General features: G+C 59.3%; 12 protein-coding genes and 1 tRNA gene. 12 read left to right on the top strand and 1 reads right to left on the bottom strand.

Annotated features, from left to right (window positions below):
• Window positions 1–192 precede the first annotated feature (192 nt).
• From LY631_RS20200 to rpoC, 9 genes are all read left to right on the top strand, one after another.
• Window positions 193–268, top strand: a tRNA-Trp gene (locus LY631_RS20200).
• Window positions 269–498: 230 nt separating this feature from the next.
• Entirely contained in the window at window positions 499–699 is a 201-nt protein-coding gene (secE, locus tag LY631_RS20195) for a preprotein translocase subunit SecE (protein ID WP_274427420.1), read from the top strand.
• 28 nt (window positions 700–727) lie between these two features.
• The gene (nusG, locus tag LY631_RS20190; RefSeq protein WP_274427419.1) at window positions 728–1,252 is read left to right on the top strand and encodes a transcription termination/antitermination protein NusG; all 525 of its coding nucleotides are present in this window, start codon (window positions 728–730) and stop codon (window positions 1,250–1,252) included.
• A gap of 121 nt (window positions 1,253–1,373) precedes the next feature.
• Window positions 1,374–1,802, top strand: coding sequence for a 50S ribosomal protein L11 (gene rplK, locus LY631_RS20185; RefSeq protein ID WP_274427417.1), 429 nt, complete (start codon window positions 1,374–1,376; stop codon window positions 1,800–1,802).
• 4 nt (window positions 1,803–1,806) lie between these two features.
• On the top strand, window positions 1,807–2,508 hold the full coding sequence (gene rplA / locus LY631_RS20180; protein WP_274427416.1) for a 50S ribosomal protein L1: 702 nt from the start codon (window positions 1,807–1,809) through the stop codon (window positions 2,506–2,508).
• A gap of 340 nt (window positions 2,509–2,848) precedes the next feature.
• On the top strand, window positions 2,849–3,367 hold the full coding sequence (gene rplJ, locus LY631_RS20175) for a 50S ribosomal protein L10 (RefSeq protein WP_274427415.1): 519 nt from the start codon (window positions 2,849–2,851) through the stop codon (window positions 3,365–3,367).
• A gap of 47 nt (window positions 3,368–3,414) precedes the next feature.
• Window positions 3,415–3,792 (top strand): 50S ribosomal protein L7/L12, encoded by a 378-nt coding sequence (gene rplL / locus LY631_RS20170; protein WP_274427413.1) that lies wholly within the window; start codon window positions 3,415–3,417, stop codon window positions 3,790–3,792.
• Between the two features lie 176 nt (window positions 3,793–3,968).
• Window positions 3,969–8,105 carry a DNA-directed RNA polymerase subunit beta gene (rpoB, locus tag LY631_RS20165; protein ID WP_274427412.1) on the top strand — a complete coding sequence of 1,379 codons (4,137 nt, stop codon included), beginning with the start codon at window positions 3,969–3,971 and terminating at the stop codon, window positions 8,103–8,105.
• Between the two features lie 142 nt (window positions 8,106–8,247).
• Window positions 8,248–12,444, top strand: a complete 4,197-nt coding sequence (gene rpoC, locus LY631_RS20160; protein ID WP_274427411.1) for a DNA-directed RNA polymerase subunit beta' — start codon at window positions 8,248–8,250, stop codon at window positions 12,442–12,444.
• Between the two features lie 275 nt (window positions 12,445–12,719).
• On the opposite strand, the gene LY631_RS20155 is transcribed toward rpoC, so the two are convergent.
• Window positions 12,720–13,001, bottom strand: a complete 282-nt coding sequence (locus LY631_RS20155; protein ID WP_274427410.1) for a transcriptional regulator — start codon at window positions 12,999–13,001, stop codon at window positions 12,720–12,722.
• Window positions 13,002–13,451: 450 nt separating this feature from the next.
• Here LY631_RS20155 and rpsL point away from each other — a divergent pair, with 450 nt between their 5' ends.
• From rpsL to fusA, 3 genes are read left to right on the top strand one after another with little or no spacing between them, the layout of a single operon-like run.
• A complete protein-coding gene (gene rpsL / locus LY631_RS20150; protein WP_274427409.1) occupies window positions 13,452–13,823 on the top strand; it encodes a 30S ribosomal protein S12 in 372 nt (123 codons plus the stop codon).
• Window positions 13,824–13,881: 58 nt separating this feature from the next.
• Window positions 13,882–14,352 (top strand): 30S ribosomal protein S7, encoded by a 471-nt coding sequence (gene rpsG, locus LY631_RS20145; RefSeq protein ID WP_274427408.1) that lies wholly within the window; start codon window positions 13,882–13,884, stop codon window positions 14,350–14,352.
• Window positions 14,353–14,384: 32 nt separating this feature from the next.
• Entirely contained in the window at window positions 14,385–16,475 is a 2,091-nt protein-coding gene (fusA, locus tag LY631_RS20140; protein ID WP_274427405.1) for an elongation factor G, read from the top strand.
• The last annotated feature ends 103 nt before the right edge of the window (window positions 16,476–16,578 follow it).

Here is a 16,578-nt window from a genome sequence, read left to right as displayed (position 1 = left end):
CGCACCGTCGGCGCCGGCATCGTCGCAAACATCACCGAGTAGTCAGAGCAAGGGGAGCGCCTCGAGCGCTCCCCGCGGCAAAAAGAGTTCGCACGATCAGGCTGCGTACATATATTCCCGGCATGATCGGCGATTAGGCTTGAAGCATCGGCGAAGCGATAATAGAAGCGTCAAGCGGTTGTCGAAGCGGATAGGGGTATAGCTCAGTTGGTAGAGCGGCGGTCTCCAAAACCGCAGGTCGGGGGTTCGAGCCCCTCTGCCCCTGCCAGTCCCGACAATTGGCTCCTTGAAAAGGGGCTTGCACTGCAGTAGAAACGGAACTATGTAACGCGGGTGACGGTGCGTGGAGCTCGGGCGTGGCTTTACGCGCCTTTGTCGTATGTTCGGAACTGAGTTGGTGATTCGCCTTGCCGCTTTCGCGTGATGTTCGGACGTCGCCGGGTGAACGTTGCAACCATCTGACAGTTCCGGATGCTTCAAAGAATAGATGAGCACTGTATGGCCTCCAAGACCACGAACCCCTTCACCTTTCTACAGCAGGTAAGGGCGGAAACCGCAAAGGTGACATGGCCTTCGCGGCGGGAAACCCTGATCTCGACGATAATGGTTCTTGCGTTTGCCGCGCTGGCCGCGCTCTTCTTTTTTGCCGCTGACCAAGTGATGTCATGGGGAATTGAGCTGATCCTCGGGATTGCTTGAAAACGGTGGCACAGGGAGACATTTTGAAATGATGCGGTGGTATATCGTCCACGCCTATTCGAATTTTGAAAAGAAGGTGTCTGACTCGATTCTGGAGCAGGCGCGGCAGAAGGGTTTGCTCAACGATATTGAGAACGTCGTCGTGCCGACGGAGAAGGTCGTGGAGGTTCGTCGCGGCCGCAAGGTCGATGCCGAACGCAAGTTCTTTCCGGGTTATGTTCTCGTCAGGGCGAATCTGACCGACGCTATCTTCAGCCTGATCAAGAACACACCTAAGGTGACCGGCTTTTTGGGAGACTCCAAGCCCGTGCCGATCAGCGATGCCGAGGCAGAGCGGATCCTTGTGCAGGTTCAGGAGGGTGTTGAGCGTCCGAAGCCTTCGGTGACCTTCGATATCGGCGAGCAGGTGCGCGTCTCGGACGGTCCGTTCGCGTCGTTTAATGGTCACGTGCAGGAGGTGGACGAGGAGCGTTCGCGGCTCAAGGTGGAGGTTTCGATCTTCGGACGAGCCGTTCCTGTCGATTTGGAATTCGGTCAAGTCGAGAAGACATGACCGGCGATCCGGGTTTCCGGATTTGAACGGTGGAAGGATGGGGAGCAAAGCCGGCTGCCTGAATCCGCACCACCAGACTGCAACCGCCGGCAAGGCCGGCATGAAACGAGGCAGATGAGAAATGGCTAAGAAAGTTGCAGGCCAACTCAAGCTTCAGGTTCCCGCGGGATCGGCTACGCCATCGCCGCCCATCGGACCTGCGCTTGGTCAGCGCGGCATCAACATCATGGAATTCTGTAAGGCGTTCAACGCGCAGACCCAGGAGATGGAGAAGGGTTCTCCGATTCCTGTGGTCATCACGTACTACCAGGATAAATCTTTCGCCTTCACCATGAAGACGCCGCCGGTAAGCTACTTCCTCAAGAAGGAAGCCAACCTGAAGTCGGGGTCCAAGGAGCCTGGCAAGCAGACGGTCGGCCAGATTTCGCGCGAGAAGGTGCGTTCGATTGCCGAGGCTAAGATGAAGGATCTGAATGCGTATGATGCGGAAGCCGCCATGCGCATGGTCGAAGGCTCGGCCCGCTCCATGGGCCTGGAAGTGGTGGGCTGAAGAGATGGCGAAGAAGATTTCCAAGCGCGTGGCCAAGAGCCGCGAAGGTCTCGACCGGAAGCGGGTTTACTCGCTTGACGAGGCAGTCAAGGTCTTGCGTGAGCGGGCGAACGCCAAGTTCGATGAGACGGTCGAAGTGGCGATGAACCTCGGTGTCGATCCGCGCCATGCGGACCAGATGGTTCGTGGCGTTGTCAACCTGCCGAACGGCACGGGACGCGATGTGAGGGTCGCTGTTTTTGCAAAGGGCGATAAGGCCGAGGAAGCCAAAGCCGCCGGTGCCGATATTGTCGGCGCAGAGGATCTGGTAGAGCAGGTTCAGGGCGGTGAGATCAATTTCGACCGCTGCATAGCCACGCCGGATATGATGCCTCTGGTCGGTCGCCTCGGTAAGGTCCTGGGACCACGCGGCCTGATGCCGAACCCGAAGGTCGGCACGGTCACGGCGGACATCGCCGCTGCGGTCAAGGCCTCCAAGGGTGGCGCTGTCGAGTTTCGCGTTGAAAAGGCCGGCATCGTCCATGCCGGTGTCGGCAAGGTTTCGTTCGACGAGAATGCGCTTGCGGAGAATGTTCGCGCTTTCGCGGATGCCGTGATCAAGGCCAAGCCGGCTGGCGCCAAGGGTAACTATCTCAAGCGCGTGGCGCTTACGTCTACCATGGGGCCGGGGCTCAAGATCGAGACCTCGAGCTTGACTGCGTCATAAGAGAATGTGCCGGGAGAAGTCCCGGCTCACCGTTCCGGGCCAGCGATGGCCTGGGAGCCGGAGGGTAACCTTCGGCAAATCCTGTCCGAGATTGCAGGCGGTTCGCCTTAATTCCGATCCGGAGCCTGCATGAGACGGGTAAGAACCGACAGAAGCTTTGCCGGAAGGCAGGGTGGATAGGTTCGAACCGTGTTGGTCTTTTGTCTGGTGCCGGTCTGCGGCACGGCGAAAGAGGGCAGGATCCTCGAGCGTCGTTCGGGTGATCCAACTGTGATTGCCCGGTCGGCAAAAGGCAACGGCGGTTGCACTCAGGAAGGGCACCGCCAACTGGAGAAAGGCTGTGGATAGAGCGGAGAAACGCGAGTTCGTCGCGAACCTGAACCAGGTGTTTGACAACACCGGGTGCGTGGTCGTGGCGCACTATTCCGGTCTCACCGTCGCGCAGATAAACGACTTCCGGTCGAAGATGCGCGAAGCGGGCGGGACTGTTAAAGTCGCGAAGAACCGTCTCGCCAAGCTCGCTCTTCAGGGTACGAAATCCGAAGGCATTCTTGCCCTTTTCGAAGGACAGACGCTGATTGCCTATTCGGACGATCCGGTCGCCGCACCGAAGGTCGCCAACGATTTTGCCAAGACGAATGACAAGCTCATTATTCTTGGCGGAGCGATGGACACGACCGTGCTCGACGCCGATGGCGTGAAGGCGCTTGCCTCGCTGCCGTCGCTGGACGAGCTCAGGGCGAAGATTGTCGGCATGGTCTCCACGCCGGCAACACGGGTCGCACAGGTCGTCAACGCACCGGCGGGTCAGCTCGCCCGGGTCTTTGACGCCTATGCCCGGAAGGACGAAGCGGCGTGAGGCCGTTCCTCATCCCAACACTGTTCGAACTTTGAAGGAAATAACAAATGGCTGATCTGGAAAAGATCGTTGATGACCTCTCGAACCTCACCGTCCTAGAAGCGGCTGAGCTTTCGAAGATGCTGGAAGAGAAGTGGGGCGTTTCGGCGGCTGCACCGGTTGCGGTTGCCGCAGCTGGCGGCGGTGGCGCCGCAGCCGAGGCGGCTGAAGAGCAGACGGAGTTTGACGTCGTTCTCGCCGAGGCAGGCGCTCAGAAGATCAATGTGATCAAAGAAGTCCGCGCCATCACCGGCCTCGGCCTGAAGGAGGCGAAGGATCTCGTCGAGTCCGCGCCGAAGGCTGTTAAGGAAGGTGTGGACAAGGAAGAGGCCGGAAAGATCAAAGCGCAGCTTGAAGAAGCCGGCGCCAAGGTCGAGTTGAAGTAAATTCGCAGACGGCTCGCGGATGGATCGCCGTCCGCGGGCCGTCGGCGGAATGTGTGGCGTGGAAACCTTTTTCCTGAGGGCCCGAAATCAGGCTTTCAGGAAACGGGTTTTCATCCGTTTGGATTGGCCGCCATGGGGCGGCCCGTATGCAGGCAAGCGGCAGGCAAGGAGCGACGATGGCCCAGACCCAGACTTTCAATGGTCGCAGGCGGGTACGCAAATTCTTCGGGAAAATTCCCGAAGTTGCGGAGATGCCGAATCTCATCGAGGTTCAAAAAGCATCCTATGACCAGTTCCTGATGGTCGAGGAGCCCGAAGGTGGGCGCCCCGACGAGGGACTGCAAGCGGTTTTCAAATCCGTGTTTCCCATCCAGGATTTTGCCGGAACGGCAATGCTCGAGTTCGTGAATTACGAGTTCGAAGATCCCAAGTTCGACGTCGAGGAGTGCCGTCAGCGCGATCTGACGTATGCGGCGCCACTCAAGGTGACGTTGCGTCTGATCGTGTTCGATGTCGATGAGGACACGGGCTCCAAGTCCATCAAGGACATCAAGGAGCAGGACGTCTACATGGGCGACATGCCCCTGATGACGGATAACGGCACTTTCATCATCAACGGGACCGAGCGCGTCATTGTCTCGCAGATGCACCGTTCGCCGGGCGTCTTCTTCGACCACGACAAAGGTAAGTCGCATTCCAGCGGCAAGCTTTTGTTCGCAGCGCGTGTCATTCCGTATCGCGGCTCCTGGCTCGATATCGAGTTCGACGCCAAGGATATCGTCCATGCGCGCATCGACCGCCGGCGCAAAATTCCGGCGACTTCGCTGCTCATGGCGCTCGGCATGGATGGCGAGGAGATCCTTTCGACGTTCTATAACCAGATCACGTACATCCGTGACGGCGACGGTTGGCGTGTGCCATTCTCGGCGGAGCGTTTCCGCGGCATGAAGGCAACCGCCGACGTCATCGATGCCGATAGCGGAGAACTCGTCCTCGACGCGGGCAAGAAGATGACCGCCCGTCTGGCACGTCAGCTCGCCGAAAAAGGGCTGAAGGCAATCCGAGCCACAGAGGATGATCTGCTCGGCAACTATCTCGCCGAAGACATCGTCAATCCGGAATCCGGCGAGATCTATCTCGAGGCGGGTGACGAGATCGATGAAAAGACGCTGAAGGTCCTGCAGGAAGCGGGCGCCGACGAGGTGCATTTCCTTGATATCGACCATGTCAATATCGGCGGGTACATCCGTAATACGCTGGTTGCGGACAAGAACGAAACGCGTCAGGACGCGCTGTTCGATATTTACCGGGTGATGCGCCCGGGCGAGCCGCCGACATTGGAGACGGCGGAGGCGATGTTCCATTCGCTGTTCTTCGACTCCGAGCGTTACGACCTTTCGGCCGTTGGCCGCGTCAAGATGAACATGCGTCTGGAGCTCGACTGTCCTGATACCGTCCGCGTGCTGCGCAAGGACGATATCGTCGCGGTCGTGAAGACGCTGGTCGAGCTTCGCGATGGTAAGGGTGAGATCGACGACATCGATAATCTCGGCAATCGCCGGGTACGTTCGGTGGGCGAGCTGATGGAGAATCAGTATCGCGTCGGCCTGCTGCGCATGGAGCGCGCCATCAAGGAACGCATGTCGTCGATCGAGATCGATACGGTCATGCCGCAGGATCTCATTAACGCCAAGCCCGCGGCGGCTGCCGTGCGCGAGTTCTTCGGCTCCTCGCAGCTCTCGCAGTTCATGGACCAGAACAATCCGCTTTCGGAGATCACTCATAAGCGTCGCCTGTCGGCGCTTGGTCCGGGCGGCCTGACCCGTGAGCGTGCTGGCTTCGAGGTGCGCGACGTGCACCCGACCCACTACGGTCGCATCTGCCCGATCGAGACTCCGGAAGGTCCGAACATCGGCCTGATCAATTCGCTCGCGACCTTCGCACGTGTGAACAAGTACGGCTTCATCGAAACGCCGTACCGCAAGGTTTTGGACGGCAAGGTCAGCGAGGAGATCGTTTACCTCTCGGCTATGGAAGAGGCCAAGCACTACGTGGCGCAGGCCAACGCGGAGATCAACGAGGAAGGGCGCTTCACCGACGAGTTCATCGTCTGCCGGCATTCCGGCGAGGTGATGATGGCTCCTCGCGAGAACGTCGATCTGATGGATGTTTCGCCGAAGCAGCTGGTTTCGGTCGCCGCGTCCCTCATCCCGTTCCTGGAAAACGATGACGCCAACCGCGCGCTCATGGGCTCGAACATGCAGCGTCAGGCCGTGCCGTTGGTACGCTCTGAGGCCCCGTTTGTCGGCACCGGCATGGAGCCGGTGGTCGCCCGCGATTCCGGCGCGGCGATCGTTGCACGGCGCACAGGCGTAGTCGACCAGGTGGACGCGACGCGTATCGTTATCCGCGCGACGGAGGAGCTGGAAGCGTCGCAGTCGGGCGTCGATATCTACCGTCTCCAGAAGTTCCAGCGCTCGAACCAGAACACCTGCGTCAATCAGCGGCCGTTGGTGCGCGTGGGCGAACAGGTCAACAAGGGCGATATCATCGCTGATGGTCCGTCGACGGATCTCGGCGACCTGGCCCTCGGACGGAATGTGCTCGTGGCTTTCATGCCGTGGAACGGCTACAACTTCGAGGACTCCATCCTCCTGTCCGAGCGGATCGTGCGTGACGACGTCTTTACCTCGATTCACATCGAGGAATTCGAGGTGATGGCCCGCGACACCAAGCTCGGCCCGGAAGAGATCACGCGTGATATTCCAAACGTTTCGGAAGAGGCGCTGAAGAATCTCGATGAAGCCGGTATCGTCTACATCGGTGCGGAAGTTCAGCCAGGCGATATTCTGGTCGGCAAGATCACGCCGAAGGGCGAAAGCCCGATGACGCCGGAGGAAAAGCTCCTGCGCGCCATCTTCGGCGAAAAGGCCTCCGACGTCCGCGACACGTCCATGCGCATGCCGCCGGGTACCTACGGCACGATTGTTGAGGTGCGCGTCTTCAACCGCCATGGTGTGGAGAAGGACGAACGTGCCATGGCCATCGAGCGCGAAGAGATCGAGCAGCTTGCGAAGGACCGTGACGACGAGCAGTCGATCCTTGACCGCAACGTCTATGCACGACTTTCGGAGATGCTTGTCGGCACTGCGCCGATTGCCGGGCCAAAGGGCTTCAAGAAAGGTTCCGAGATTACCGCGGAACTGCTTGAGGAGTATCCGCGTTCGCAATGGTGGCAGTTTGCCGTCGAGGACGAGAAGCTGCAGAGCGAACTCGAGGCCTTGCGCTCTCAGTATGACGAGTCCAAGGGCGCGCTGGAGAGCCGCTTCATGGACAAGGTTGAGAAAGTCCAGCGCGGGGATGAGATGCCGCCCGGCGTCATGAAGATGGTCAAGGTCTTCGTCGCCGTGAAGCGTAAGATGCAGCCGGGAGACAAGATGGCCGGCCGGCATGGCAACAAGGGCGTGGTCTCCAAGATCGTTCCCATCGAGGATATGCCGTTCCTCGAGGACGGTACCCACGCGGACATCGTGCTTAACCCGCTCGGCGTGCCAAGCCGCATGAATGTCGGTCAGATCCTTGAAACGCATCTCGGCTGGGCATGTGCAGGCATGGGTCAGCGGATCGGCGAGCTTATCGACGCTTATAAGGAAAAGGGCGATGTGAAACCGCTCCGCACCACGCTGGAGAAGCTGATCCCGGACAACGAGCATAATGAGCCGGTGCGTCGGTACGACGACGACAGCGTTATTCGGCTTGGTGAGCAGATGCGCCGAGGAGTCTCCATAGCTACGCCGGTGTTTAATGGTGCGCACGAATCCGACATCAACGAGATGCTGGAAGATGCCGGTCTCGACAAGAGCGGGCAGGTGACCCTCTACGACGGACGCACTGGTGAACCGTTCGACCGTAGCGTGACGGTGGGCTACATCTACATGCTTAAGCTGCACCACCTGGTGGATGACAAGATCCACGCACGCTCCATCGGCCCATACTCGTTGGTTACCCAGCAGCCGCTGGGCGGAAAGGCGCAGTTCGGCGGTCAGCGGTTCGGTGAGATGGAGGTCTGGGCACTCGAGGCATATGGGGCGGCCTACACGCTTCAGGAGATGCTCACGGTCAAGTCAGACGACGTGGCCGGTCGCACCAAGGTCTATGAGGCGATCGTACGTGGAGACGACACTTTCGAGGCGGGCATCCCGGAGAGCTTCAACGTGCTCGTCAAGGAGATGCGTTCGTTGGGCCTGAATGTGGAGTTGGAGAGTTCGCGTCTCAACGAGTCGCCGGCACAATTGCCCGACGCGGCCGAATAAAGATCTGGCCGTGCGCCACGGATAACGGTGGCGCACGGTTCCGTGTTGATGGCGGGCAGCCAGGAATGAAAGCTGATGCTTTTAAGCCCGCTGCGACCGACAACTGATTTTTGGGACGCATTGTCCCGCAAAGGAGATCGGCATGAACCAAGAGGTCATGAACCTGTTCAATCCGCAGGCGCCGGCAGAGACCTTCGATTCCATCCGGATTTCGCTGGCCAGCCCGGAGAAGATCCTGTCCTGGTCCTACGGCGAGATTAAAAAGCCGGAGACGATCAACTACCGCACGTTCAAGCCGGAGCGTGACGGCCTGTTTTGTGCGCGCGTCTTTGGTCCGATCAAGGACTATGAGTGCCTGTGCGGCAAATATAAGCGCATGAAGTACAAGGGCGTTATCTGCGAAAAGTGTAACGTCGAGGTGACGCTGTCCCGCGTGCGGCGCGAACGTATGGGCCATATCGATCTGGCGGCGCCCGTCGCGCACATCTGGTTCCTGAAGTCGCTGCCTTCGCGCATCGGTACGCTGCTCGACATGACGCTCAAGGACATCGAGCGTGTTCTCTACTTCGAGAACTACATCGTGACCGAGCCCGGACTGACGGCACTCAAGGACAATCAACTCCTCTCCGAGGAGGAGTATATGATGGCCGTCGAGGAGTATGGCGAAGACTCCTTCACCGCTATGATCGGCGCCGAGGCCATCCAGAACATGCTGGAGCGGATGGAGCTGGACAAGATTGCCGGCGAACTGCGCACCGAGCTTGCCTCGACCACGTCCGAGCTGAAGCAGAAGAAGCTTTTGAAGCGGCTCAAAGTGGTCGAGAACTTCCTGGAATCGGGCAACCGGCCGGAGTGGATGATCATGAAGGTCATTCCGGTCATTCCGCCGGATCTGCGCCCGCTCGTTCCGCTCGATGGCGGCCGCTTCGCGACCTCGGACCTGAATGATCTCTATCGCCGCGTCATCAACCGCAACAATCGCTTACGTCGGCTGATCGAGCTTCGCGCGCCGGGCATCATCATCCGCAACGAAAAGCGCATGCTGCAGGAAGCTGTCGACGCGCTGTTCGACAACGGCCGTCGCGGCCGAGTGATCACCGGTGCCAACAAGCGCCCTCTGAAGTCGCTGTCCGACATGCTGAAGGGCAAGCAGGGCCGCTTCCGTCAGAACCTGCTCGGCAAGCGCGTCGACTATTCGGGCCGTTCGGTGATTGTGACCGGTCCCGAGCTCAAGCTGCACCAGTGCGGTCTGCCGAAAAAGATGGCGCTCGAGCTGTTCAAGCCGTTCATCTATGCACGGCTGGACGCGAAGGGTTATTCTTCGACCGTTAAGCAGGCGAAGAAGCTGGTCGAGAAGGAGCGTCCGGAAGTCTGGGATATCCTGGATGAGGTGATCCGTGAGCATCCGGTTCTGCTTAACCGCGCACCGACGCTGCACCGTCTCGGCATCCAGGCGTTCGAACCGGTTCTGATCGAAGGTAAGGCCATTCAGCTTCACCCGCTGGTCTGCACAGCCTTCAATGCTGACTTCGACGGTGACCAGATGGCGGTCCACGTGCCCTTGTCGCTGGAAGCCCAGCTCGAAGCGCGCGTGCTGATGATGTCGACCAACAATATCCTGCATCCGGCTTCCGGTGCGCCAATTATCGTGCCCTCGCAGGATATGGTTCTGGGCCTCTACTATCTGTCCATCATGAACCAGAACGAGCCGGGTGAGGGGATGGTGTTCGCCGACATGGGCGAGCTGCACCATGCGCTCGAGAACGGCATTGTCACGATGCACACCAAGATCAGGGGCCGCTTCAAAACGGTGGACGAGGAAGGCAATCCCGTCTGGCAGTTACATGAGACGACGCCTGGACGCATGATCATCGGTGATATCCTGCCGAAGAATGTGAACGTGTCGTTCGATGTCTGCAACCGGGAGATGACGAAGAAGAACATCTCCAAGATGATCGACCTCGTCTATCGCCATTGCGGACAGAAAGAGACGGTTATCTTCTGCGACCGGATCATGTCCCTTGGCTTCACCCAAGCCTGTAAGGCGGGTATTTCGTTCGGCAAGGACGACATGCTCATCCCCGATTCAAAGGTCAAGCTGATTGCCGAGACTGAGGCGCTCACCAAGGAATATGAGCAGCAGTACAATGACGGCCTGATCACCCAGGGTGAGAAGTACAATAAGGTCGTCGACGCCTGGGCCAAGTGCTCGGAGAAGGTCGCCGACGAGATGATGAAGCGCATCCAGGCGGTGGAGTTCGATGAAAACGGCCGGCAGAAGCCGATGAACTCGATCCATATGATGTCGCACTCCGGCGCCCGTGGTTCGCCGGCCCAGATGCGTCAGCTTGCCGGCATGCGCGGCCTGATGGCACGTCCGGACGGCTCCATCATCGAGACGCCGATCATCTCGAACTTTAAGGAAGGCCTGACCGTGATGGAGTACTTCAACTCCACCCACGGCGCACGTAAGGGCCTTGCCGACACCGCGCTCAAGACGGCCAACTCCGGTTACCTGACGCGTCGTCTCGTCGATGTCGCGCAGGACTGCATCGTCACGACCCCGGACTGCGGCACGAACACGGGGCTGACCATGCAGCCCATCGTCGACGCCGGGCAGGTTGTTGCCTCGATCGGTCAGCGCGTGCTTGGCCGCACCGCGCTGGAGGATATCGTTGATCCATCGAGTGAGGAGGTCATCGTTCCCGCCGGTAAGGAGATTGAGGAACGCGACGTCGAAGCGATCGAGAATGCCGGTGTCCAGAGCGTACGCATTCGTTCGGCGCTGACTTGCGAAGTGCGTAACGGCGTCTGTGCTGTTTGCTACGGCCGAGACTTGGCGCGTGGCACGCCGGTGAACATCGGTGAGGCTGTCGGCGTCATTGCGGCGCAGTCGATCGGTGAGCCGGGCACGCAGCTTACGATGCGCACCTTCCACATGGGTGGCACGGCGCAGGTGGTGGATCAGTCCTTCCTGGAGGCTTCCTTCGAGGGCACGGTGAAGATCCGGAACCGCAATGTCGTGCGTAACTCCGAGGGCCATCTGGTCGTCATGGGTCGCAATATGTCGGCGCTTATCCTGGATGAGAGTGGCGCCGAGCGTGCGTCGCACCGACTCACCTACGGTTCGCGTCTCTATGTGGACGAGGGCGATAAGGTGAAGCGCGGACAGCGTATCGCGGAGTGGGATCCTTACACCCGCCCAATGCTTACCGAGGTGGAAGGCACGGTGGCGTTCGAGGATCTTGTCGACGGTATCTCGGTCCAGGAGACCGCAGATGAGTCGACGGGCATTACCAAGCGTGAGGTCATAGACTGGCGCTCGACGCCGCGCGGTTCCGATCTCAAGCCGGCGATCACCATCCTCAACTCCAAAGGAAAGATCGCTAAGCTTGCCCGGGGTGGCGATGCCCGTTTCATGCTCTCGGTGGAAACAGTGTTGTCGGTGGAACCCGGCTCCAAGGTTGCCCCGGGTGACGTCATCGCGCGTATTCCTACTGAGAGTGCGCGTACGAAGGACATCACCGGTGGTCTGCCGCGTGTGGCCGAGCTGTTCGAGGCACGGCGTCCGAAGGATCACGCCATCATCGCTGAAATCGATGGTACGGTCCGGTTTGGTCGTGACTACAAGAACAAGCGGCGCATCGTGATCGAACCGCACGACTCGACACAGGAGCCGGCGGAGTATCTGATCCCGAAAGGTAAGCCGTTCCACCTGCAGGACGGCGACGTGATCGAAAAAGGGGATTACATCCTCGACGGCAATCCGGCGCCGCACGACATCCTGGCGATCAAGGGCGTGGAGGCACTTGCTTCCTACCTCGTCAATGAGATCCAGGAAGTCTACCGGCTCCAGGGCGTGCTGATCAACGACAAGCACATCGAGGTGATCGTTCGCCAGATGCTGCAGAAGGTCGAGGTCACGGCTCAGGGCGATTCGACTTATATCCCTGGGGATCATGTTGACTCGGTTGAATTCGACGAGGTGAACGACCGCCTGGTGGAAGAGGGCAAGAAGCCGGCCGAAGGTCAGCCCGTGCTCCTCGGCATCACCAAGGCCTCGTTGCAGACCCCGTCCTTCATCTCCGCCGCCTCGTTCCAGGAGACGACTCGTGTTCTGACCGAAGCCTCGGTTGCAGGTAAGGTCGACGCATTGCAGGGACTGAAGGAGAACGTGATCGTGGGCCGCCTCATACCGGCCGGTACGGGCGGTGCCATGGGGCAGATCCGGCGCATTGCGCGTTCCCGGGACGATCTCATTCTCGACGAGCGCCGCAAGGCGTCAGGTGCGGAAACGGCCGACCCGATGCTTGCCGACATGTCTGGCGCAGCGGAATAATAGCGCCACACAGGAAACTTTATGGAAGCCGCCGGACCTCCGGCGGCTTTCTTTTTGGCCTTGTCAAACCGCTTCGGAACTGTGGCTCTAATGGTGCAGGTTTCGGGGGGGGTTTTGCCAAAGGAGATAATTATTGCGCGGCGCAGCGCCGCCACGGCACGAGAGCCCGGTCCTTGGGTGGGGCAGGGGAGGCCACAGGGCATCGCCTGCACAACGCACCTAGCCAGCGGATCGCTCTCTTCCCATCAAATCAGCCAACATTATCTCCGTTGGTCTTATTCCTCTTCATCGAATGTCACGACGGCAATCTCGCCTTCTGTAGCGCCCTGCCAGGCGGAGAGGTGCGGCTCTTCGTCCGGCGCGCCTTCCATTTCGCCGATCTGGTCAAGTTCGGCTTCCGCGTATCCCTCCTGAGCGAGGGCTTCCAGCGCCTGGCGCACCGCCGTGTCGTCATCCGGAGCCACCAGCATCACATGCACGCCCTCACTGGCGGAACCTGGTTCGCGCCAGACCCGTCCCGTAATGATCATGACGGGTCTTTGCTCACTGTCATCCATATCCATTGTCCTGTGTTCTTGCGATTCGGTAGCGTGCGCCGCTCGCTTGAATTTATGGTGAAGAAACGGCAGGGGAAGGGTGGAAATACAACGTGTTCATTCCCATATAGCTGACGCTGGCGGGCGTGGGACCTGCGCGCGACGAGATTGGTAAGATTATTGCGTATCAACTCTTGACGGGTGCCTCGGTTGCGCGTATTACCCGCGGCGTCTGAGCCGATGTGAGGCTTTTTTTTCGGAACGACGCGTTCTGGAGCCCAAGCCTCAAACAGGGTTCGTTTTAACGAGCGACAGACTTTCCGGAGCATGAAGCGGCTTGCCGCTTCCTCTGCGTATGTTCGGGCAGGACCGTAGAACAACGGTTTGATGCCCGAATTTGCTTATGGAGCGCTGTTCCGTTGAAGGCGAGCCTGTTCGCTGAGGCACGAGATTGAAACAAGGGAAGGTTTGATGCCGACCGTAAGCCAGCTGATCCGCAAACCGCGCAAGGCGCCGGTGAAGCGTAATAAGGTTCCCGCCATGCAGGCCAACCCGCAGAAGCGGGGTGTGTGCACGCGCGTTTACACGACGTCGCCGAAGAAGCCGAACTCGGCCATGCGTAAGGTGGCAAAGATCCGGCTCGCAAATGGGTTTGAGGTGATCGGTTATATTCCGGGTGAGGGGCATAACCTTCAGGAGCACTCCGTGGTGATGATCCGCGGCGGCCGCGTGAAGGACCTTCCGGGTGTGCGTTATCACATCATCCGCGGCGTGCTTGACACGCAGGGCGTAAAAAGCCGCAAGCAACGCCGCTCCAAATACGGCGCGAAGCGTCCGAAGTAAGGGTTCCCGGCTTCGGTTCCTTGTTGGTGCCGGGCCTTGAAGGTGAGAGACGAAGAACATGTCCCGACGTCACCGTGCAGAGAAGCGCGAAATCAACCCGGATCCTAAGTATGGCGATCTGGTCGTGAGCAAGTTCATGAACGCTGTCATGTATCATGGCAAGAAGTCCGTCGCCGAACGGATCGTTTATGGCGCTCTTGAGCAGGTTGAGAGCAAGACCAGGCAGGAGCCAGTAGCGGTCTTTCATCAGGCGCTCGATAACGTGTCGCCTCATGTGGAAGTGCGTTCACGCCGGGTTGGTGGCGCGACCTATCAGGTGCCGGTTGATGTGCGTCCGGAGCGCCGGCAGGCATTGTCCATTCGCTGGCTTATTGCTGCTGCGCGCAAGCGTAACGAGACGACGATGATCGAGCGACTGTCGGGTGAGTTGATGGATGCGTCCAACAATCGTGGCGCGGCGGTGAAGAAGCGCGAAGATACGCACAAGATGGCGGAAGCCAACCGCGCCTTCTCGCACTATCGCTGGTAGTGCTGGCGGCGGATTGAAGAGGTAAGCTTAAGATGGCCCGCGATTACAAAATCGAAGATTACCGAAATTTCGGTATCATGGCGCATATCGACGCCGGTAAGACGACCACGACCGAGCGCGTGCTCTTTTATACGGGCAAGTCGCATAAGATCGGCGAGGTTCATGACGGTGCCGCGACGATGGACTGGATGGACCAGGAGCAGGAGCGGGGTATCACGATTACCTCCGCTGCCACGACGACCTTCTGGGAAGGCCGAGACGGCAAGAAGCGGCGCTTCAACATCATCGACACGCCGGGACACGTCGATTTCACCATCGAGGTGGAGCGTTCCCTTCGGGTGCTCGATGGCGCCATTGCGCTGCTTGATGCCAATGCCGGTGTCGAGCCGCAGACCGAGACCGTGTGGCGCCAGGCGGACAAGTATTCGGTTCCGCGCCTCATCTTCTGTAATAAAATGGATAAGCTCGGCGCTGATTTCTTCCGTTCCGCCGAGATGGTCAAGACGCGCCTTGGCGCCGAGCCACTCGTCATGCAGTTGCCGATCGGTGCCGAGAACGATTTTGCTGGCGTGATCGATCTCATCGAGATGAAGGCGCTGGTCTGGAAGTCGGAGGATCTCGGCGCAGCGTGGGATATTCTGGATATTCCTGAGGATCTGCAAGCGCAGGCTGAAGAGTACCGTGAGAAACTCATAGAGACCGCGGTCGAGGTCGATGAAGCGGCGATGGAGCGGTATCTTGAGGGTGAGATGCCCTCGAACGACGAGCTGCGTAAGCTGATCCGCAAGGGCACGATCGACGTTACCTTCTTCCCGATGTTCTGTGGTTCTGCTTTCAAGAACAAGGGTGTTCAGCCGCTGCTTGACGCTGTGGTGGATTTTCTTCCCTCTCCCGTTGAAGTGCCGCCGATTAAAGGCGTCGATCCGAAATCCGAGAGTGAGGTGGTTCGCAAATCGTCCGACGACGAGCCGCTCGCCATGCTCGCCTTCAAGATCATGAACGACCCCTATGTCGGCTCGCTCACCTTCTGCCGCATTTACTCGGGAGTTCTGTCCAAGGGCGTGTCACTTTCCAATACGGTCAAGGACAAGCGCGAGCGCATCGGCCGCATGTTGCAGATGCATTCCAATTCGCGCTCTGACCTTGAGACGGCATATGCTGGCGATATTGTCGCGCTGGCTGGCCTCAAAGAAACGACCACCGGTGACACGCTGAGCGACCCGCTGAAGCCGGTCATTCTGGAGCGGATGGAGTTCCCGGACCCGGTCATTCAGATTGCGATTGAGCCCAAGACCAAAAGTGACCAGGAGAAGATGTCGCTGGCTCTTAACCGTCTGGCTGCGGAGGATCCGTCTTTCCGCGTCCGTTCGGATGAGGAATCCGGTCAGACGATCATCGCCGGTATGGGTGAGCTTCACCTTGACATCATCGTCGACCGTATGAAGCGCGAGTTTAAGGTCGAGGCCAATGTCGGCGCGCCGCAGGTTGCGTATCGCGAGACAATCACCCGGCAGGCCGAGGTGGACTACACTCACAAGAAGCAGACTGGCGGTTCCGGTCAGTTTGCGCGCGTCAAGATCGTGTTCGAGCCGAATCCCGAGGGCGAGGATTTTGTTTTCGAATCCAAGGTTGTCGGTGGTTCGGTGCCCAAGGAGTATATCCCGGGCGTGCAGAAGGGAATCGAAAGCGTCATGTCCTCCGGTCCGGTGGCCGGCTTCCCGATGCTTGGCGTGAAAGCCACGCTGATCGACGGCGCCTACCACGATGTGGACTCGTCTGTAATGGCGTTTGAGATCGCTGCACGCGCAGCTTTCCGTGAGGGAGCTCAGAAGGCCGGCGCACAGCTTTTGGAGCCGATCATGAAGGTCGAGGTCGTGACGCCGGAAGACTATGTCGGCGACGTCATCGGCGATCTGAACTCGCGCCGGGGGCAGATCCAGGGAACCGAGGCCCGCGGCATCGCGACGGTGGTGGATGCCATGGTGCCGCTCGCCAACATGTTTAAGTACGTCGATAACCTGCGTTCCATGTCCCAGGGCCGTGCCCAGTACACGATGCAGTTCGACCACTACGAACCGGTCCCCAGCGCGGTCGCGCAGGAGATACAGAAGAAGTTTGCGTGATCCGGTCGACGACCTCACGAATGAACGGAAAAGGCCTGGAAAGGCAAAAGAGAACGGAGACCTCAGATGGCCAAGGATAAGTTTGAGCGCACGAAGCCGCATG

This window comes from Chelativorans sp. YIM 93263, assembly GCF_028767125.1.
Lineage (GTDB): Bacteria > Pseudomonadota > Alphaproteobacteria > Rhizobiales > Rhizobiaceae > Chelativorans.
This window is presented reverse-complemented; position numbering and strand designations above follow the sequence as displayed.

Bases quoted from the DNA above. Each gene is read 5' to 3' on its own strand.
- secE (WP_274427420.1), top strand. From the start codon at position 499: ATGGCCTCCAAGACCACGAACCCCTTCACCTTTCTACAGCAGGTAAGG.
- nusG (WP_274427419.1), top strand. From the start codon at position 728: ATGATGCGGTGGTATATCGTCCACGCCTATTCGAATTTTGAAAAGAAG.
- rplK (WP_274427417.1), top strand. From the start codon at position 1,374: ATGGCTAAGAAAGTTGCAGGCCAACTCAAGCTTCAGGTTCCCGCGGGA.
- rplA (WP_274427416.1), top strand. From the start codon at position 1,807: ATGGCGAAGAAGATTTCCAAGCGCGTGGCCAAGAGCCGCGAAGGTCTC.
- rplL (WP_274427413.1), top strand. From the start codon at position 3,415: ATGGCTGATCTGGAAAAGATCGTTGATGACCTCTCGAACCTCACCGTC.
- rpoB (WP_274427412.1), top strand. From the start codon at position 3,969: ATGGCCCAGACCCAGACTTTCAATGGTCGCAGGCGGGTACGCAAATTC.
- rpoC (WP_274427411.1), top strand. From the start codon at position 8,248: ATGAACCAAGAGGTCATGAACCTGTTCAATCCGCAGGCGCCGGCAGAG.
- LY631_RS20155 (WP_274427410.1), bottom strand. From the start codon at position 13,001: ATGGATGACAGTGAGCAAAGACCCGTCATGATCATTACGGGACGGGTC.
- rpsL (WP_274427409.1), top strand. From the start codon at position 13,452: ATGCCGACCGTAAGCCAGCTGATCCGCAAACCGCGCAAGGCGCCGGTG.
- rpsG (WP_274427408.1), top strand. From the start codon at position 13,882: ATGTCCCGACGTCACCGTGCAGAGAAGCGCGAAATCAACCCGGATCCT.
- fusA (WP_274427405.1), top strand. From the start codon at position 14,385: ATGGCCCGCGATTACAAAATCGAAGATTACCGAAATTTCGGTATCATG.